An 18,118-nucleotide genomic window follows, 5' to 3' on the forward strand; every position below is an offset into this window, starting at 1 on the left:
TTCGCGGCTCCCGCGGTCGTTGACCGCCGCGGTGGTCGGTGCGTCCCTCGCGCTCGCCGGCGGTGTCGCGCAGGCGGTTACGCGAAACCCGCTGGCCGATCCGTACCTGCTCGGCGTGTCCTCGGGTGCAGGTTTCGGTGTCGTGATAGTAATGACGCTCGGCATCGGTGCGGGTGCACTCGGCGCGTTCACCGTGCCTGCGGCTGCGTTCGTCGGTGCGCTGATCCCGTTGTTCCTGGCGCTCGCGATCGGCGGTCGATACCCACACTCGACGGCGATCGTCCTCGTCGGTGTCGCGGTGGGCAGCGTGTTCACCGCTCTCATCACCTTGACGCTGCTCGTGTTCGCGGACGAGCGAAGCCTGAGCGGTGTACTGCATTGGCTCGCCGGTGGTTTCGGTGATGCCCGCTGGTCGACTCTCGTGTTCCCCGTACTGGCGTTGATCGGTGTGGGACTACTCGTCTCGATCAGCGCGCCCAGGATGGACCTGCTCAAAACAGGTGACGACGGAGCGGCCGCGCTGGGGATGAACGTACGCCGGTTCCGGATGATGCAACTGCTGGCCATCTCCCTGCTGGCGGGTGCAGCGGTATCGGTCAGTGGCGGAATCGGATTCGTAGGCCTGCTGGTGCCGCACCTCGCCGGATACGTCGTCGGCTCCCGTGCGGTCAGGCTGCTGCCCGTGGCGGCGTTGTTCGGTGCGATAGCCCTCGTCGGTGCCGACACGCTCGCACGCTCGATCACGCAGAGCACCGAGGTTCCGGTAGGAGTGATCACCGCGCTCGTCGGCGCACCGATCTTCGTGTTCATGCTGTATCGCCGCTACGCACGGGAGATCTGATGCGGCTGTCCGTGCGGGAGTTGTCCACGCGATTCGGGTCGCGAGAGGTACTGCGCAGTGTGAACTTCGACGTTGCTCCCGGTGAGGTGCTCGGTCTCGTCGGCCCGAACGGGTCCGGGAAGACGACAGCACTGCGGTGTTGCTATCGAGCTCTGACTCCCTCTGCCGGAACAGTTCTCGTCGACGGCGTCGATGCGCACACCATGAAGCGATCGGAGCTGTCGCGGACTGTCGGCGTCGGAACCCAGGAGCCGCAGGCATCGGTGGGTCTGACCGTCCGCGAATCCGTAGCGCTCGGCCGCGTGCCGCACCGCGGTTGGTTCGACCGCCCCACCTCGTCCGACGACGACATCGTCACCGCAAGTATGGACCGCGTCGATCTGCTCGCGTTGGGGAATCGCGACGTCGGGTCGCTCTCCGGCGGTGAGCGGCAGCGGGTGTCCATCGCGCGCGCCCTGGCGCAGCGGCCGCAGATACTGTTGCTCGACGAGCCGACCAACCATCTCGACCTACGGCAGCAGTTGATCGTGATGAATGCGGTTCGCGACCTGGCCGCGGACGGGTTGGCCATCGTCGTGACCGTGCATGATCTGCGGCTGGCGGTGCAGTATTGCCACAGTCTGGCTGTCCTGGACGGTGGAGCCGTGGTGGCGTTGGGACCGACCACCGATGTTCTCGACGATCGGTTGCTCGCCGACGTGTTCGGCATTCGCGCGACCGTCCGCACAGGACCGCCGCCCACCATCGACATTCACGGGTTGGCATGAACATCTACGCGCTTGCAGCGCAGCGAGTTCCGAGTGTGCAGCAGTACCTCGACGGGCCGTTCGATCTCGGTGCGACGGTCATGCTCGACGGCGAGTGGTTGCGGGCGCGAGTCGACGACACCGGCCGCCGGTGGCAGTGCACCGACGCGCGAGTCAACGCGACACTGTGGTGGTATTCGGCCAGCTCGACGATCGTGTTCGTTGCCATCGCCGCAGCGATGGTCACGGGTGAGTCGGCAGATCCACGACTGGACGGTGCGCGTTGCTTCCTGCGGCCGGACGGATACCTGGGCGCAACGGTGTCGGACAGAGTTATCGAGGTCTCGGCATTGCCCGAGGCACTGACCGAGACGTTCACCGGCATCGTCGACGCGTTGTCGGCGGCGTCGGGGGCGCGCAGGCAAGCGCTGTGGGCAATCGCCTCGGATTCGATCGCCAATCGAAGCGTGGATGTTGCTGTGGCGCTGGGTGATCAGGCACTCGGCAGCGACTTCGCAGCGTGGCTGATCGGGGAGATGGCCGCTACGCTTCCGAAGCCGCGCTTCGTCGACGTCGGTGGACGACGCTTCACGCAGCGTTGCTCGTGCTGCCTGCTCTACGAGACGGGCGGAGCAGACAAGTGCACCAGCTGCCCGCGTCGATCGCCGTCGGACAGGTTGCGGGGTCTCGAGGCCGCCGCGCGGCACTAGCTACTGCGCGACATCCGATGGCGCAGCAGCAGATACACCGCGCGACGCATGAACGACGTCATCAGCGCCTTGGCGTTGCCGATGCGAACGTCGTTGTCGGACAACAGGCTCGGGTCACTGGCCTGCAACGAGCGGTGGAAGTCCGCGGCCTGACGTGCCTGCTGTGTCGCCAGCTCCACGCTCCACTGCCCCGAGTTGATGCGGAACGACGCCAATGGCTGTGGGATGGCCACGATATCGCCGCGAAGGGCGACTGCAATGAAGGTGGCCTGGTCGATCAGGTAGGGATGACTGTTGTCCCACAGTCCGATCTCGCGGAGTTCCGCGAGCTTCATCATGACGCCGCCGGGTTCGCCGAAGATGTTGGCACCGGCCCGAACTGCGGTTCGGGCGGCGACTCTGCCCGAGACCGTGCCGTGGAGTCCGCCGAGCCCGCGGGCGGCGATGACGGTCTTGCCGTAGGCGTCGATCAGTGTCCGCTGCGAGGCGACCAGAACGGCGGACGGGTTGTCGTCGAACGCCTGCACCTGGATGGCCAACGCGGTGGGCGCGATGGTGTCGTCGCCGCACACGAGTTTGATCAATTCTCCTGTGGCCTCGGTGGTCACGCGATTCCAGTTGGCTTGCGCGCCGCCACCGGTCGGGGTGGTCATGAGACGAATGCGTGGGTCGTCGTACTTCTGTGCGACGGCGAGGGTTCCGTCGGTCGACGAATGGTCGGCGATGACCAGCTCGAAGTCCGTGAACGTCTGGGCGAGAATCGAATCGATGGTCTCGGCCAGATACTCGGCGTTGTTGTACGCGGGGACGACTACGGAAACACGGGGCGTCATGATGTGGGGGCCTGGCTCTTTCTGCGGAACGAGAAGTCGCGGTAGCCGAAGAAGCTGACGACTGCCATCACTGCTGTGACGACCAATTGTGAAGGAATGGGCGGGAAGTGGAAGACGGACACGGCGATCGTCATCAGAGAGATGTTGGCGACGAACGCGCCGAAGTTCACGACGAAGAACCGCATCAGGTCGCGTAGGAAGTGCCCCCGCACACGGAACACCAGGTAGCGGTACATCGCGAACGCGCACAGCACGTTGCAGAGATAGCCGAGCACGATCGCGGCGTGGTAGCCGTACTGCTCACCGATCAACAACTGCCACAGGATGAACCATGCAGTACCCAATGCGGTGTTGACGCCGCCGACGAGCAGGAACGCGATCTTCTGATTCTTGACGATGCGCATCAGCGGCCCCGGCGCGCCGTTCATGCCGGCCGGGGGTGCAGGGGTCTGTGGTTCGGTCATCGACCGGCCCCCAATGCCTGACGCGTCGCGAACAGGGTGGAGGCGATGCCTGCGGGCAACGTTCGGTGCGTTCGGCGATCGATCTGCGGCCAGACCGTCGACCGCAGCCGTAGATCGCGACCTTGGAACACCGCGAGTGGGGACGCGGCCAGCACCACGTTCGGTCGGCGGCGGAACACCGTCCGGCACGCTCCGAGTATCGAGCCGATGGTGACGGCCTCACCGGAGGCGAAGATCTTGATCGTCGGCGAGAGTCGTCGCGTGGCCGACATCGCGAGGGTGTCGGCAACCATCTCGGCCGCGTCGGACACGTACAGGTAGTCGCGCAACGTGTCCATCGGCACGTAGATGGATACGGGTGAGGCCATGAGGTATCCGCGGCACAAGTGCGAGATGAGGCCCTGCGGTTTCGCGAGGTTCTGCCCCGGCCCGTACAGATTCGCGAACCGACCGATGGCCACATTGATGCCGGTGCGTTCACCGAACTCGGTCGCGATGGCCTCGGACTGCAGCTTCGCGAAGCCGTAGTCGCCCAACGGAACCGGGTGCGTTCCCTCGTGATGCGGGGCTCCGCTCGCGCCCGCGTAGACGCCACCGGCGGACGATGCCAGGAACACGGTTCCGGTGCCCGCGCGGTCGGCGGCGACAGCTCGATGCGCGCCAGGACGGTTCGGATCAAACCGTTCTCTTCGGCGAACTGCGCTGCGCTGGTTCCGTTCACACCCGCGCCCGCGGCCCAGATCACGTTCCAGGTACCGCCGGCGAAAGAGTCGAAGAATTCCGAACAGCGCTGCAGCAGGGCCTGTTCGGCAGAGGCTGTGTCCGCCCACGGGATGGTGCTGGTGTGCACCCGATGTCCGCGACGTCCGGCCTCCCTGGTCACCGCAGCGCCGAGTAGTCCGCCGCTGCCGACGATCCACGTGTGCGTCGCGGTCACGCCGGCGGTTCAGGTTCGGTCGATGGCGCGGTACGACCGAGCGGGCCGTTCCCCGGATCGGTGACGATCAGGTACGGCGGTTTGCCCATGGCGGTCTTGACGTTGACGCCCACGTACTCGGCCACCACACCGAGGGAGAACAGTGTTGCCCCGAAGCCGAACAACAGAATCACCATCGTCGACGCCCAGCCCTGCACCTCGGATCCTGGATCGAACGCGAAGTAGGACACCAGCACGTAGGCCACCAGAATCAGGCCGAGTACCGCGAAGGCGATGCCGATGAAGCTGACCAGCCGCAGGCCCTTGGTACCGCTCGAGAGCACCATCCGCCAGAAGTGCGAGAGCAAGGTGCGCAGACGGTAGCCCGATCGACGGTCCACCTCTTCGCGCAGCGCCACCGGGCTGGTCGTGACGTCGCCCGCGATCCACCCGAGTGCGATGTCCAGGTACGCCTCGGAACCGGCGTAGGCGGCGACGGATCGACCGACCTCACCGAGCACCAGGCGGTAGCTCTGATAGTCGACGGTGTTGTCCCCGGCCAGGGCCTTGGCGATCAACCATTTCGCGCCGCGAGAGGCGGTATTGCGCCACAGTCCATGCGGTGCGACGTTGGTCGGCTTGGCGTAGACGACGGTGGACTGCTGGTCGAGGGCGGTGTCGAGCATGCCGCCGATGGCCGCCGGGTCGTGCTGGCCGTCCTCGTCCATAGTGACGATCCACTCGCCGCCGCTGGACGCCATGCCGGCGAGAGTGGCGGGGTGCTGACCGAAATTGCGGCTCAGCCACACACCGCGAACGAAGGTATGCGCAGCGGTCAGTCGCCTGATCACCGCAGCGGAGTCGTCGGGTCCGTGATCGAAGACGAGCAGAACTTCCTCGACGATCATCGGACGCCCGGCGGGGGTATGAGTCACCTGCGTCAACGGAAGAATCTCGTCCATCAACGCACTGAGCGTCCGTTCACCCTGGTAGACCGGCACCACGATGGAAATGCGGTGCGGATCAGCAGCAGAATCGTCGGACATCACGAGGGCCAACCCTATCTGGGTCGTTCCGCAGGCTCCACTCCCGTGCCTAACCGCTCTTGGCGTCACCATCGAACTCCGGCGGGGCAGGGCTTCTGCGTCGTCGCACATCGAGCACCACCAGACCGACCAGCAGCATCACCCCGCCCGCCATCGCGGCCAGTCCGAGACGTTCGCCGGGCGGCCTGAAGGTGATGTGCAGATCTGCGTTCTCGGTGCCGGGCGGCAGGTCGACGTAGAGGAAGATGTCGGCCAACCCCTTCGTCTGCAACTCTTCACCGTTCAGTGTCGCGGTGTAACCGGGCCAAGCCAGACGCGAGAACACGACGCTGCCGCCGTTCGGTGCGCTGACGTCGACGTGCTCCGAGTCCGCATCGGACGATCGGGGTTCTGCTGTGGCGTTCACGGTCGCGACGACGCGTCCCGACGTGGCGGGAATCAACCCGTCGACGCGTTCGAGGACGTAGATCTGGCGAGCGGACTCGGGCGTGGGAGCGGTCACCCACTGCCAGCCTGCGGGTGCGGGCCGGGAGTTCGCGAGCGGATACTGGTTCTTCTGCAGCACGATTCGGTCGAGTTGCATCAGGTCTGCGTAGGTCCTGCCGGTGTACGGCTCGATCTCGAAGACTCGCTGGAAGGCGTCCGTGCAGGTCGATCCCTCGTGCTCGAAGCACAGCAGGTTGGCGAAGTCGAGATAGCCGACGGGGGTGTAGGCGTTGACGTAGTCCAGGCCCATGATCTTGGCGGAGTTGCCGTACACCTGGGAGTGCCAGGGCAGCCGGGGGTCGTCGGGTCCGTCGGCTTCGGTCTCGGTGAGTGCGCGACTGCCGAGTTGCAGAGTCGCGCCCTGCCACTGCGGAAATTCGGCCTTGGCCTCGGACTGTGACGCCGGTAGCCACCACTTGGCGAACGGCGGTTCGTAGGTGGCCACCTGGTACATCGCGACCGGCGCGATCGTCACGAGCAGCAGTGCCGCGGTGGCGCGAGTGGAGAAACGGTGGGCCAACAGCAGCGCGAGTGCTCCGACGAGCAGGATCACCAGCGCAGCGAGGACGTGGCGGCCGAAGAACTCCGGGCCCGAAGAACCAGCGCGCAGCAGCAGCACCAGCGTCAACAGGCCGGCCGCGAGCAGCCGGGGCCGCAGCTTGTCGAGAGTTCCGTACCGGCTGATCAGGGTGACCACGAGAATCAGCGCGACGAGGGCGACGAACGGCAGGATGCGGGCGGGCCAACGGATCGGCCCGATGTCGCTGGGACCTGCGGTGAAGATCAGGGCGAACGCAACATGATCAGCGGGGCTGCCAGCTCCCGCAGAGCGGCGGGCACCCGACGCCACGCGATGAACGCCAGCGCGGGCACCACGAACCAGGCGATGTAGGTGACCGGCGATTCGGTGGTCTCGCCCGCCCAGGATTCGATGCTCGTCACCGCCGTCGGGATGCTCGCGGTGAGCGATTCCGACCACGGTGCCGTCAGGAAGTTGTCGTTGAACGTGCCCTCGTCGCCGCTACGCCAGGTGACTGCGGACGTGAGCACGCCGGGCAGGAAGGTGACGGCCCCGCAGGCCGCGGCAGCGATACCGACCGCGCACACCTTCAGTGCCGGACGCCACAGCCGCTGGAACAGTCGTTCGCCGATCGCGACGGATCCGATCATCACTCCGGCCATCACTGCGGCGTGGACGTATCCCACGCTGATGGCGAGGTAGAGGAAGACGAACGGCACGATCGGGCCGCTGCGGCCGCGGGCGTAGGACACCGAGCTCGCCCACGCGTTCATGATCCACGCGGTGCCCATCAGCGCGGTCACCCACGAGGTGTTCTCGAAGAACAGCGTGAAGCCGACGAACGGTGCGCTCGCGCCCGCCACCGCAGCCCAGTTCGCTCGCGCTCCGTAGGCGAGAGCGACTCGAAAGACGCCCCAGGCCAACAGAATCGAGAAGCCGAGTTTGACGACCGTGGCCAGCAGCACCAGGTTGTCGATCGACGGCGAAACGTAGTTGATCGCCATCTGTACGGGATTCCACAGGCCGCCCTGGCCCTCGACCGGGTAGTTGCCGGCCATCCACTGATCGAGCACCAGCGAGGGGAAATGCCCGTCGCGCATGATGCGTCCGAGCTGAAGCCAGTTGGGTACGGCACCCGATTCGGTGTCGTCGATGTAGAAGAAGCGGGGATCGACGCTGAGCACCAGGAGATAACCGAGGGCGACGACTGCAGCGACCGCTGCTCCCCACGCGAGGCGCTCTCTCCTGCTGTCGGGCAGGGCGGCGCGCGCGATCTGTGTATCCGTGGGGGTCAAGGGTCAACTCCGTGAGTTCGGGCAAAGACACTCGACTGTAGCTCTCGAGGTGTCCGGGAACCGAAACGTCGACGCGTGTGACCCGCAGGTGTTGGTGGGAAGCCGGCTATTGCGAGTGATCACTCTCTAAGTTAGATTGGCCTGACACTATGACGGAGGTCACATTGAACTCGAACATTTCTTTCGACGTCGTCATCACCGGCGGCACCGTCTACGACGGGTCCGGCGGCACCGTCTACGACGGGTCCGGCGGTCCCGGAGTGCGAGCCGATGTGGGCATCGTCGACGGTGTCGTGTGGGCCGTGTCCTCCACACCGCTCGAGGTGGGCCCGGCGACCGAGGTGGTCGACGCCACCGGCAAGTGGGTCACGCCGGGCTTCGTGGACGTCCATACCCATTACGACGCGGAGGTGCTCGTCGGCCCGGGCCTCGAAGAGTCCGTCCGGCACGGGGTCACGACGGTTCTGCTGGGGAACTGTTCGTTGTCGACGCTCTACTCCACTCCGGTCGACATCGCGGATCTGTTCAGTCGGGTCGAGGCGTTGCCGCGAGATCATGTGCTCAAAGCCGTCGATACGCACAAGACGTGGACCACGCCCGTCGAATACATCGCCGCGCTCGAGCGCCTGCCTCTCGGCCCCAATATCGCTGCTCTGGTCGGACATTCGGATCTTCGGGCGCACGTGATGGGCTTGGACCGATCGACCGATCGCAGTCAGAGGCCCACCCGCGAGGAGTGGCGCGCCATGTCGGACGCGCTCGAGCAGGCTCTCGATGCCGGACTGCTCGGAATGTCGACGATGACGAATCCGTGGGACAAGCTGGACGGCGATCGGTACCGGTCTCGGTCGTTGCCGTCCTCGTACGCACGGTGGAGCGAATTCCGTGCGCTGCACAAGATCCTGCGTAGACGCGGCCGTCTGCTGCAGAGCATCCCGAACCTGAACACCAAGTACGACATGCTGTTCTTCCTCGCCTCGGCCACCGGCGTGGGTCGAACTCCGCTCAAGATCTCGCTGCTGGCCGCGGCCGATGCCAAGCGTCGCCGTGGATTCATCGCGTCTTCGGCCCGCTCGCTCGTATGGTCAACGGACCGGGCAAGGGCCAGTTCCGCTGGCAGCACCTGCCCACCACGTTCGACGTGTATTCCGACGGGATCGACCTGGTGGTGTTCGAGGAGTTCGGTTCGGGCCGAGCAGCTCTGCATCTACGAGAAGAGTTGGGACGCAACGAGTTGCTCTCGGACGAGGCGTATCGCCGCTGGTTCCGCGCCGATTTCGAGAAGAAGTTCAGCTCACGCGTCTGGCATCGAGACTTCGCCGACGCCGAGATCACCGAGTGCCCCGACTCGTCGGTAGTCGGCAAGAACGTCGCCGAGGTTGCGGCCGAACGTGGTGTGCACGTGGTGGATGCGTTTCTCGATCTGGTGGTCGAGCACGGCCGAAATTTGCGTTGGCACACGACGGTGGCCAACCATCGCAAGCGTCAGATGGACAAGCTGATCAACCAGCCCGGGGTGACCGTGGGTTTCTCCGACGCCGGCGCGCATCTGCGCAACATGGCGTTCTACAACTTCGGTATCCGGTTGCTGCACCGCGTGCACGATGCGCGGCACGATCGCCGACCGTTCATGACGGTGGAGAAGGCCGTGCACAAGCTCAGCGGCGAGCTGGCCGACTTCTACGGCGTCGACGCCGGACACGTGCGGGTGGGTGATCGCGCCGACATCGTGGTGATCGATCCGGAAGGGCTGGACGAGGAGGTCCTGGCCTACCGGGAGGAGACCATGCCGGAGTTCGGTGGCCTGAGCCGAATGGTCAACCGCAACGATCGCGCTGTCGCCGCCACCCTGGTCGCGGGCCGAGTGGTGTTCTCCGGCGGCACCTTTGCTCCCTGGTTCGGGGTGTCGGAGCGGGCCGGTAGCTTCCTGCGCGCAGGCACACCGACGGCTCCGCGTCGCCGGGAGCGTGTGTGAGCCCGAGTCAACAACAGCGCCGAACCGAGACCATCGGAAAACTGCTCGACGCGACCATCGCATCGTTGTGTGAGAAGGGCTATGCCGCAACCAGTGTCAGCGAGATCGTCAGTCGCGCGGGGGTGTCCTCCGGTGCCATGTTTCGGCATTTCGACACCAGGCTCGATCTGATCGTCGCCGCGGCCGACGAGGTTCGCCGACGCCAGTTCGTCGAGTTCCGCCATGGCCTGTCCGGTTTCGGTAGCGCGTCGATCGAACACTGCCTCGAATTGCTCAGGGCTGCGTGCCGCGCCCCGATCAACGGTGCCTGGTACGAGCTGTTGACCGCGGCCCGAAGTGACGAAGAGCTGCGAGAGAGGCTGCAGCCGTTCACTGTTCGATATCACGAGCAGATCGCCGAACTCGCTCGCACGCTACCGGTCGCAGGCGTGATCGATCCACGCCATCTGGAGACGGTGGTCGTCAGCGTGGTGCATCTGCTCGACGGCGAGGCGTTGGCCGCGGTGGTGCATCCGCAACCCGAGCAGGAGGCCATGCGGCTGAGGATGATTGCCCACCTGTTGCGCGGCGGCACTCTGCACGCCCTGACCGACGCGGGATGACCCGCGGGGACGGTGCGTACACCTGGCCGACGCCGCCCATCAGTGCGGTCACCCACGAGGTGTTCTCGAAGAAGAGCGCGAACCCGACGAACGGTGCGTTCGCGCCCGCGACTGCGGCCCAGTTGGTGGGGGATCCGTAGGCCGCCCTGGCCTTCGACCGGGTAGTTGCCGGCCATCCACTGATCGAGCACCAGCGAGGGGAATTGCCCGTCGCGCATGATGCGTCCGAGTTGCATCCAGTTGGGGATGGCACCGGATTCGGTGTTATCGATCCGAAACGTCGTTGCGTGAAACACGCAGGTGGTCGCGAGATGGCCGACTCGGTATCAGCCGATCGGTCGATGGAGCCGCCGAAGTTCGTCCTCTCGGCCGATGCGGCATCCGCCGTCGAGGCCGGAGAGTATTGGTCATGACCCGCTATCACTTCATGGACTCGCTACGTGGATTCGCCCTGTTCGGCATTCTGCTGGTCAACGTCCTGGACATCACGGACACGTCCGCCGTAGCGGCGGGTTCCGCCCTACTCGACTACACGGTGCAGTCGAGATTCGTACCGATCTTCACCTTGCTGTTCGGCGTATCGATGTTCTTGGTTGCCGATGGTGCCCGTCGCCGCGGGGTCGGTGCGTGGCAGCCGCTGGTATGTCGATTGCTCGGGCTCGGCCTGATCGGGGTGGTGCACTCACTCGCGTTCTGGGGCGACATTCTCCGTTTCTACGCGATCGCCGGATTGCTCGTACTTCCGCTGGTGGTATGGGCTCCGGCGCTGGTCAATACAGTCGTCGGATGCGCCTTGACCGTGCTGAGCTTCGGATTTCTCGGCGCGGGAATCGACTCGCTGCCCGGTTTGCTCCTCGTGGGTGCGGGCGCTGCACAGTTGGGACTTCCGGCGCTGATGGAGAAGTCCGTGGTGCCCGGTGTGGCGCTCGCCTGCGTGGCAGGTGTGGCCGTGATACCGCTGATGATGTCCTACATCTCGGCGGGTGCCGGTGATCCGCGTTTCTCACTTCCCGGTGCGCTAGCGGGATTGGCCATGGCGCTGACTTATATCGGCGTCCTCGCGCTCGGGTGGCATTGGACACCGGTTCGTGCTGCGCTGCGAGCGGTGTTCGATCCTCTCGGGCGAATGTCGTTGACGAACTATGTGAGCGCATCGTTCGTCGTCCTGGCCGCCGCGTGGGCGTTCGGTCTGTTCGAGGCCGATTCGGTCTACCCCGCGATCGGCGTCGCTGTCGTCGTGATCGCCGCGCAGTCCGTGTCGAGCCGGATCTGGTTGTCGAATTTTCGCTACGGACCGCTCGAATGGATCCTTCGGGCCGTCACCTGGCGAGCTCGGCCACCGTTCCGTCGCGACAGTGCTCACCTTTCGATGGCCGATGCTGGGTAGGTTGTGGCGATGACTCGTGCGAACATCCTTCAGCTCGCGGTCGTCGCCCTTATTCCGTGGGCGCTCGGTACCTGGTTGTCGCTGTATTCGGGTCTGTACAGACCGGCCGAGATCGCGGTCAACGTTGCGACGTCGGCGGGAGCTGCGACGGTGCTCGCAGCGACAGCTGCCGGACGCAGCAGCGTCGTGGTGTGGGGCGGGGTCGTCGTGGCTGCGGGTGCGTTTCTCATCGGCGCAGTGGAATCGACGATCTGGCCCGCAGGTGCTTCGTGGTTGTGTGTGATCGCGGCTGGGCTCGCTGCAGCGCGGGCCGAGGGGGTCAGTGATGGTGCACTGGTGGCCGCCGCCGCTACGGGGGCAGTTCTGCCGGCGATTCCGCTGGCTCGCGCCGACTCGGCGATGTGGAGCACTGTGATTCTCCTACTGTGCGCTACCGGCGCGGCGATCTGGACAGGGCACAGGCATGCCACCGTGAAGCGCAGACTCCGAACCACCGAGGTCAATGTGAAGGCTGCCGAGCGAACGGCGATGGCCCGAGAACTCCACGACGTCATCGCGCACGAGGTGACCGGCATCGTCGTGCTGGCGCAGGCGGGAATCGCAGCGGACGCCGACGCCGACGGGGTGTTGGCACGAATCGAGAAGAGCGGAGCGCGGGCACTGTCGGATATTCGAGCGATGGTCGACGAGCTGCGAGCCCCGGGTGCCGTCTCGTCCCCGCAGCGGCCGTTTCCGTCGGGTACGACGGGGTTGGCGGACTCGCTCTCCGATCTCGGCGGCAGCGTCGACGTCACCGTGGAACCGGAGGCCGACGCAGATGATGTATCCGATCTGGTGCGGCTGGTAGCGCACCGGGTGGTGTCCGAAGGGATCACCAACGCGCGTCGGCATGCACCCGGTGGGAAAGTGTCGGTCACCGTCCGCAGGGAAGTAGGAGCTTTGACAGTGGAGGTCACCGACGACGGACCGGGGGCGGGGGAAGTATCCGGGCCCGGCCCGGGCGGTAGAACTGGCTGATCGGTCTGGCCGAACGCGCAGGGACGGTCGGCGGAACAGTCTCGTTCGGCCCTCATGGTGGCGGCTGGCGCTTGTCGGCCTGGCTGCCTGTCGAAAGCGCAGAGCTGTGACAGTTTCGGTGGTCCTGGCCGATGACCAGGAGATGGTGCGCATAGGTTTCGCGATGATATTGGGCGCGGCCTCTGGGATCGATGTCGTCGGCCAGGCCGCCGACGGGATCGAGGCTGTCGAACTCATTGCGCGGACCCGGCCCGATGTCGCGCTCCTCGACATCCGCATGCCGAGGCTCGACGGTATCGAGGTCTGCCGTCGAGTCACCGCGGCCGGAACGCGAGCGGTGATCGTGACCACGTTCGGCGAACCGGATTACGTCGACGCCGCACTCGACGCAGGTGCTTCGGGGTTCCTGCTCAAGGACTCGGGGCCGGAGTTGTTGGTCGCTGCTGTGCGGGCCGCTGCGACGGGAGATGCATTGATCAGTCCCGCATTGACTGTCGACCTGCTGGCGCGGCGGCATCGCCCCGCAGACTCGTCGCCGAAGCTGGAGGAGTTGACCTCCCGGGAACGAGACGTGGCGCTGTGTGTGGCGCGCGGGCGAACCAATGCCGAGATCGCCGACGAGCTGGTGATCAGCCTCGGCACTGTCAAGACTCACCTGGGTGCGATCACGCGACGGCTGGGGGTGCGCAACAGGGTCGAGATTGCTGCCGCCGTATGGGCGGCCGGCGGTACGGTCCTGTGATGTCCACCGAAACCAACAGCGCACCGGCACATCGTGGTTCCCGGTGACAGGAACGGGGCTGATTCTCACCATCGCGTCGGGATGCACCGCCGGGTTCGTCTTGATCTATTCAGTAGTGCGCATTGCACGTGATCGGCGAAGACCGTCCAATGGTTTTTGGCTGGCCTCGTCCCTGTTCCTTGCCTGGCTGACTACCGTGGTTGCCGGCTTCGCCGCCGGCAGTGACGATACGCAATTGCTGACCGCGGTGGTTCTGATACCCCTGGTCTTCCTTCTCTTGGCCCTGATCGGTGTGTCGATCGGCCTCGTGCTGAACACCCCGGTTGTCGTACGTCGAGAAGGGCTGCGGATCGCGACCCTGGTGCCGCTGGCTATCGCTGCGACTATTGCCGGAACCCTCATGGTGTCGGCCTGGTGGATTTACGGCGTGACGGGAGTCCAGGAGCCGAACCGGATGTGGACGATTCTGCTCGTGCCCGTTCTCGCCATTCCCGGGGTGATCGTCATTTTCGAGTTGGTCGCGTTTTCGGGATATGCCCTGCTGTATTCGAGGCTCGACGATCCGCGTCGCGTCGCTGAGGGGGCCGAGGTGGTCGTGGTGCTCGGCGCTGGTCTCGACGGTCACCGGCTCACACCGCTACTGGCCGCGCGCATGGATCGGGGCATCGAGGTCTTCTGGGCCGCTCGGGCCGCCGGACGTGCTCCGCGGCTGGTGGTTTCGGGCGGCAAGGGGTCGGACGAGGTCATCGCCGAGGCGGATGCGATGGGCGACTATGCGATCGATCATGGCGTACCTACGGAATGTGTTGTCAGGGAGAGGCGGTCGACCACGACCGCCGAGAACCTCGCGTTCACTGTGGCCGAGCTCGCGGCGGCCGGCATTGTGTGGCACCGAATGGTGATTGTCACCAGCAACTTTCATGTGCTTCGGTCAGCGTCACTGGCTCGCCGGCTCGGGATAGATGCAGCAGCGATCGGCGCGCGAACAGCTCTCTATTATGTCCCGACGGCGTTCCTCCGAGAATTCGCAGCCATGGTCGTTTACTACCGGCGGGGTACTGCTCTGGCCTGCTCGCTCGCGATCGGATCGTGGATTCTGATCGTGGCGGCAGGGTTCTTGCTCACCAAACAGGACCAGCCGGAACTAATGCTCCTCCCGTTGTCGATGTAAGCCGATCTGCGTCGTTCCCTCTTCCCCGCTCACTCTTCCCCGTTCTCGCTGTCTCGATGCCCATTGTCCAGGGTGAATTTCAGTATCGGCCGATCGGTCGATCAATCCGCCGTAGTTCGTCCCTTCGGTCGATGCGGCATCCACGTCGAGGCCGAAGAGTGTTCGTCATGACCGGCAAAGCATTTCATGGACCTGCTGCAAGGATTCTCTGCGTCGGGCGTTCTGCTGCGCAATTCCCCGGTTGTCACACGCATGACCGCCCGAACGCAGTGGGCAGCGGTTCGGCAGTGGGGGCACGCTCGATTCCCGATAGGCAACGCATCGTGATCGTGACGTCGGCCAGCGGCGGCAAAAATCGTACGGATTCAACACATCCGAGAGTAGGCCGGACAGGCAGTCGGCGTCGCGCGTTCACCACGACCGACTGTTCGGCCACTACGTCGGGTAGGGAGTCCATCTTTCGCATAGCCGACGACGTGGCTGTGTCGAGTGCGGTTGTGGCACTTCTGTTCTTGCTGCCAGCCATCGGGGGACACTTGTTCCCCACGCCCCCAGCCCTGTGACGGCGGTATGGATCGCCGCCCTGGCTGTCTCGGCGCTGTTGGTGTCGGCGGCTCTTGCAGTGCTGATCGGCCGATCGATCGCACATGCGGACCGGTTGGACAGTGCCCACCGGCAGTGGGGCAACGGATGTTCCGCCTGCGGCCGTTCAGTAGTCGATGGGCAAATCGGACAGGGGCGTAGAGGCTCTCAGTCTGGGTGGAGTCGGACTGGGGACGAGAACTACTGCCCGGTGTGCCCAGCGAACAGACGTTGAGCCCGAAAGACGGTTCGGTTCAGCATTCTCACTGATGAAAAGAAAGGGTAGACCTTGCAGTTTGATCTACAATTGCCCGTACGATTCCGCTGGGCCCGTAACCCGATTTTCGCGATTTCCGCAGCGTGGGCCGCTGTCTATAGCTTCAGCGCCTCCGGACCTGGATACACGCCGTTCAACGAGCTCTACTTCCTATCCGCTGGAAAGTTTCACCTCGACTGGTCGTACGCCGACCAACCGATCGGGCTCCCCTTGTTGGCGCGACTCGCTGACACGATCTGGGCTGATTCCACACTGGGGCTGAGGATCCCAGCGATCATCATGTGTGTTGTCGGCATCATCGTCGCTTCATTGCTGGCCCGCGAGTTCGGCGGCGGGGCTCGCGCGCAGATAGCGACTGCGGCGATGTACGGCGCGTTGGGCGTTGTCCCGGGATGGTCAGAGATGGAAACTACGAGTTTCGATCCGCAACTGTGGCTGGTAATAATATATTTTCTTGCGCGCTGGATGCGTACGGAGTCGGCGCGGTATCTCATCGGTGCCGGATTGGTGACAGGTCTGGCGCTATCGGTCAAATATCTCGTACCAGTGCTGTGGGTTGGCATTGTGATCGGTGTGTTGTTGTGTGGTCCACGCCGGATCCTCACCAGGCCTGCGTTGTGGCTCGGTGGATGCGTCGCAATTGTCGTAGCACTTCCAGGGCTGCTCTGGCAGCAGGCCCACGACTGGCCGCAAGCGGCCATGACCGAGCATTTGAGCTCCCGTGACGGCCTCTTCGACTTCGGTACCGGAAGATTTCTGGTTCTCGTCCCGTTCGGGGCGTTTGCTCTCATCGGTGGAATTATTGCTATGTTCCGAATTCGCGAATTGCGGCCGTTCAGATTCCTAGCCGTTGCCTTGGCCGTTGCCTTGGCTGCAGTTTTCGCATCCGGAGGGCGCGGTGACTACGTCAATGGCCTGATCGTTGCAGTGATCGTTTGTGGAATAGCCGCCGCGGACATGGTGTTGCCCGCCCGATTACTGCGTTGGGGCGCAGGACCGCTCGCAGCCGTCACCGTCATTATTCCTCTGGTCCTCGTGGGAGCATCGACAGTGGAGCAGGAAATCGACTACGCCGGCAACATCGTTGCCCAAATAACATCGGTCACCGACAAGTATCCGGAAACACCAATCGTTTCTGATACGTACGAGATGGCAGCCAAAGTCGAATACCTCGGCTCTACCGGCAGGGAGAACGACAGCCCGGGGCGGGTGTTCAGCCCCAATCTGGGGTATTGGTATTTCGGCCCGCCGCCCAACACGGACAGTGTTCTGTACATAACCCGCCACGAGAATCTGCCCGAGCCACTCGAGCGAGCGTTCCGGACCATAACCCAGGTGTCGACGACCGACGCGGATAATCTCGGCCCGGCATATGTATGGAACCTCAGCGGCCGCACGGAGATGTGGGACACCCTGTGGCCCCAGCTCAGCGAGTTGAAGTAGGCGTGGGAATGTCTAGTCAACCAGGTGTGCCCGAACATCAAGTGGACCAACGAATTTCACAAGAGCCTCAGCTACCGATCGAACGAGTACGACCGTCGGGCCGCATGAGCACGGCTTTCGGGAGTATCGACGATGACGGAGAGCCGGTGTGTAGGCGTGATCCCGCGGCGTGGGATATCGACTTTGCGACGGTCGAAGAGCTTCGCCGATCGGCGCGTGCGTGTGTGTACCTGTGCCCTCTGTACGGCCGGTGCAAGGACGTTGTCAGCTCGGGCGCGGCGACGCCTCGGTCGATGGTGTGGGCCGGCCGCGCTTACGATCAAGACGGCGGGGTCATCGATCTGAATCAGGCGGGGCACAAAGTCGGTTCACGCATTGGACGGGATACCCGCAGAGCTGATCCCGCTGGCAGAGTCTACGACGGACACACTGGGCGCTGGCAGCCCCCAACGTGGCGGTCCGCCGGAAGTTAGCGATTTCCGCTCGGGCTCAACCGTTTTGGGAGCGCTCTGGCCGATGCCGGTCGAGACCGTATCGGCCGATCGGTCGATACAGCTGTCATAGTTCGTCCCTTCGGTCGATGCGGTATCCACCGTCGAGGCCGAAGAGTGTTCATCATGACCCGCGATGACTTCATGGACCCGCTGTGTGGAGGCGCCTTGTCGGGCATTCTGCTGGTCAATGCGCTGGACATCACGCGCACGACCGCCGAACCTACGCAGGACAATCGACGCGGTCGCGGCTTTGCCGCACTAGCCGGCGATGCCGATACGACATCTTTGGAGGGCTTGGATGGCAAGTACTCGTTCCGGGGCTCTGCCGGACTTCGACACAAAGCCCGAAAAGGCTTTGTGTCCGTCCACCGGGTTCATCGACATGATTCATGGAATGGCTGTCTGCTCACTTCCCGCTGGCCATAGCGGTCCGCAACACGAGATGCGGTGCGAAGACACCGGAGAGCTGCTCGGAGAATGGCAGACCGGCCTCGGTCGCCGTGACTGCCCCGAAAGCCCTCCGTACGCCGCGGCCTGACCCCTCGACTCGAGTGGGCTTCTCCGGATGCCT

Annotated in this window: 18 protein-coding genes and 1 pseudogene; 13 read left to right on the top strand and 6 right to left on the bottom strand. The window is 64.6% G+C overall.

Features of this window, described 5'->3' with window-relative positions:
- The 3 genes from RHBS_RS05160 to RHBS_RS05170 form a co-directional block, all read left to right on the top strand.
- On the top strand, nt 1-841 hold an 841-nt coding region (locus tag RHBS_RS05160; RefSeq protein WP_145977475.1), incomplete at its 5' end, for an iron ABC transporter permease.
- Nucleotides 838-1,608, top strand: coding sequence for an ABC transporter ATP-binding protein (locus RHBS_RS05165; RefSeq protein WP_374700534.1), 771 nt, complete (start codon nt 838-840; stop codon nt 1,606-1,608). The genes RHBS_RS05160 and RHBS_RS05165, both read left to right, overlap by 4 nt.
- Nucleotides 1,605-2,297: a hypothetical protein gene (locus RHBS_RS05170; RefSeq protein WP_128645019.1), complete on the top strand. Its 693-nt coding sequence runs from the start codon at nt 1,605-1,607 to the stop codon at nt 2,295-2,297. The genes RHBS_RS05165 and RHBS_RS05170 overlap by 4 nt, the downstream gene beginning before the upstream one ends.
- Here the strand turns inward: RHBS_RS05170 and RHBS_RS05175 are convergent.
- From RHBS_RS05175 to RHBS_RS05200, 6 genes are all read right to left on the bottom strand, one after another.
- Complete coding sequence (locus RHBS_RS05175; RefSeq protein ID WP_128645020.1) at nt 2,294-3,130, bottom strand: glycosyltransferase family A protein; 837 nt, start codon at nt 3,128-3,130, stop codon at nt 2,294-2,296. The two genes, RHBS_RS05170 and RHBS_RS05175, sit on opposite strands and share 4 nt — an antisense overlap.
- Complete coding sequence (locus RHBS_RS05180; protein ID WP_128645021.1) at nt 3,127-3,594, bottom strand: GtrA family protein; 468 nt, start codon at nt 3,592-3,594, stop codon at nt 3,127-3,129. The genes RHBS_RS05175 and RHBS_RS05180 overlap by 4 nt, the downstream gene beginning before the upstream one ends.
- The gene (locus tag RHBS_RS05185) at nt 3,591-4,211 is read right to left on the bottom strand and encodes an NAD(P)-dependent oxidoreductase (RefSeq protein WP_237669016.1); all 621 of its coding nucleotides are present in this window, start codon (nt 4,209-4,211) and stop codon (nt 3,591-3,593) included. The genes RHBS_RS05180 and RHBS_RS05185 overlap by 4 nt, the downstream gene beginning before the upstream one ends.
- 316 nt (nt 4,212-4,527) lie before the next feature.
- Nucleotides 4,528-5,556: a glycosyltransferase gene (locus RHBS_RS05190; RefSeq protein WP_187298381.1), complete on the bottom strand. Its 1,029-nt coding sequence runs from the start codon at nt 5,554-5,556 to the stop codon at nt 4,528-4,530.
- Nucleotides 5,557-5,605: 49 nt separating this feature from the next.
- Nucleotides 5,606-6,892 carry a hypothetical protein gene (locus tag RHBS_RS05195; RefSeq protein ID WP_128645022.1) on the bottom strand — a complete coding sequence of 429 codons (1,287 nt, stop codon included), beginning with the start codon at nt 6,890-6,892 and terminating at the stop codon, nt 5,606-5,608.
- Nucleotides 6,826-7,857: a hypothetical protein gene (locus tag RHBS_RS05200; RefSeq protein ID WP_128645023.1), complete on the bottom strand. Its 1,032-nt coding sequence runs from the start codon at nt 7,855-7,857 to the stop codon at nt 6,826-6,828. Before RHBS_RS05200 ends, RHBS_RS05195 begins: the two co-directional genes overlap by 67 nt.
- Nucleotides 7,858-8,006: 149 nt before the next feature.
- On the opposite strand from RHBS_RS05200, the pseudogene RHBS_RS05205 reads away from it, so the two are divergent.
- From RHBS_RS05205 to RHBS_RS05245, 10 genes and pseudogenes are all read left to right on the top strand, one after another.
- Nucleotides 8,007-9,832 (top strand): annotated as a pseudogene (locus RHBS_RS05205) (amidohydrolase family protein).
- Nucleotides 9,829-10,434 (top strand): TetR/AcrR family transcriptional regulator, encoded by a 606-nt coding sequence (locus RHBS_RS05210; protein ID WP_128645024.1) that lies wholly within the window; start codon nt 9,829-9,831, stop codon nt 10,432-10,434. Before RHBS_RS05205 ends, RHBS_RS05210 begins: the two are co-directional and overlap by 4 nt.
- Nucleotides 10,431-10,574 (top strand): hypothetical protein, encoded by a 144-nt coding sequence (locus RHBS_RS28780; RefSeq protein ID WP_187298382.1) that lies wholly within the window; start codon nt 10,431-10,433, stop codon nt 10,572-10,574. The genes RHBS_RS05210 and RHBS_RS28780 overlap by 4 nt, the downstream gene beginning before the upstream one ends.
- A gap of 147 nt (nt 10,575-10,721) precedes the next feature.
- Entirely contained in the window at nt 10,722-10,847 is a 126-nt protein-coding gene (locus RHBS_RS31430) for a hypothetical protein (protein WP_272913842.1), read from the top strand.
- Nucleotides 10,844-11,821: a DUF418 domain-containing protein gene (locus RHBS_RS05220; protein WP_128645025.1), complete on the top strand. Its 978-nt coding sequence runs from the start codon at nt 10,844-10,846 to the stop codon at nt 11,819-11,821. Before RHBS_RS31430 ends, RHBS_RS05220 begins: the two co-directional genes overlap by 4 nt.
- A gap of 9 nt (nt 11,822-11,830) precedes the next feature.
- Nucleotides 11,831-12,838, top strand: coding sequence for a sensor histidine kinase (locus RHBS_RS05225; protein ID WP_128645026.1), 1,008 nt, complete (start codon nt 11,831-11,833; stop codon nt 12,836-12,838).
- A gap of 106 nt (nt 12,839-12,944) precedes the next feature.
- Entirely contained in the window at nt 12,945-13,580 is a 636-nt protein-coding gene (locus RHBS_RS05230; protein ID WP_128645027.1) for a response regulator transcription factor, read from the top strand.
- Between the two features lie 43 nt (nt 13,581-13,623).
- Nucleotides 13,624-14,751, top strand: a complete 1,128-nt coding sequence (locus tag RHBS_RS05235; protein ID WP_128645028.1) for a YdcF family protein — start codon at nt 13,624-13,626, stop codon at nt 14,749-14,751.
- A gap of 889 nt (nt 14,752-15,640) precedes the next feature.
- On the top strand, nt 15,641-17,053 hold the full coding sequence (locus tag RHBS_RS05240) for a glycosyltransferase family 39 protein (protein WP_272913845.1): 1,413 nt from the start codon (nt 15,641-15,643) through the stop codon (nt 17,051-17,053).
- A gap of 617 nt (nt 17,054-17,670) precedes the next feature.
- On the top strand, nt 17,671-17,973 hold the full coding sequence (locus tag RHBS_RS05245; RefSeq protein WP_128645030.1) for a hypothetical protein: 303 nt from the start codon (nt 17,671-17,673) through the stop codon (nt 17,971-17,973).
- The last annotated feature ends 145 nt before the right edge of the window (nt 17,974-18,118 follow it).

This window comes from Rhodococcus sp. BS-15, assembly GCF_000813105.1.
Classification (GTDB): domain Bacteria; phylum Actinomycetota; class Actinomycetes; order Mycobacteriales; family Mycobacteriaceae; genus Rhodococcoides.

Coding starts and splice junctions, on each gene's coding strand:
- RHBS_RS05170 (WP_128645019.1), top strand. CDS start 1,605: ATGAACATCTACGCGCTTGCAGCGCAGCGAGTTCCGAGTGTGCAGCAG.
- RHBS_RS05175 (WP_128645020.1), bottom strand. CDS start 3,130: ATGACGCCCCGTGTTTCCGTAGTCGTCCCCGCGTACAACAACGCCGAG.
- RHBS_RS05180 (WP_128645021.1), bottom strand. CDS start 3,594: ATGACCGAACCACAGACCCCTGCACCCCCGGCCGGCATGAACGGCGCG.
- RHBS_RS05190 (WP_187298381.1), bottom strand. CDS start 5,556: ATGTCCGACGATTCTGCTGCTGATCCGCACCGCATTTCCATCGTGGTG.
- RHBS_RS28780 (WP_187298382.1), top strand. CDS start 10,431: ATGACCCGCGGGGACGGTGCGTACACCTGGCCGACGCCGCCCATCAGT.
- RHBS_RS05220 (WP_128645025.1), top strand. CDS start 10,844: ATGACCCGCTATCACTTCATGGACTCGCTACGTGGATTCGCCCTGTTC.
- RHBS_RS05225 (WP_128645026.1), top strand. CDS start 11,831: ATGACTCGTGCGAACATCCTTCAGCTCGCGGTCGTCGCCCTTATTCCG.
- RHBS_RS05245 (WP_128645030.1), top strand. CDS start 17,671: ATGACCCGCGATGACTTCATGGACCCGCTGTGTGGAGGCGCCTTGTCG.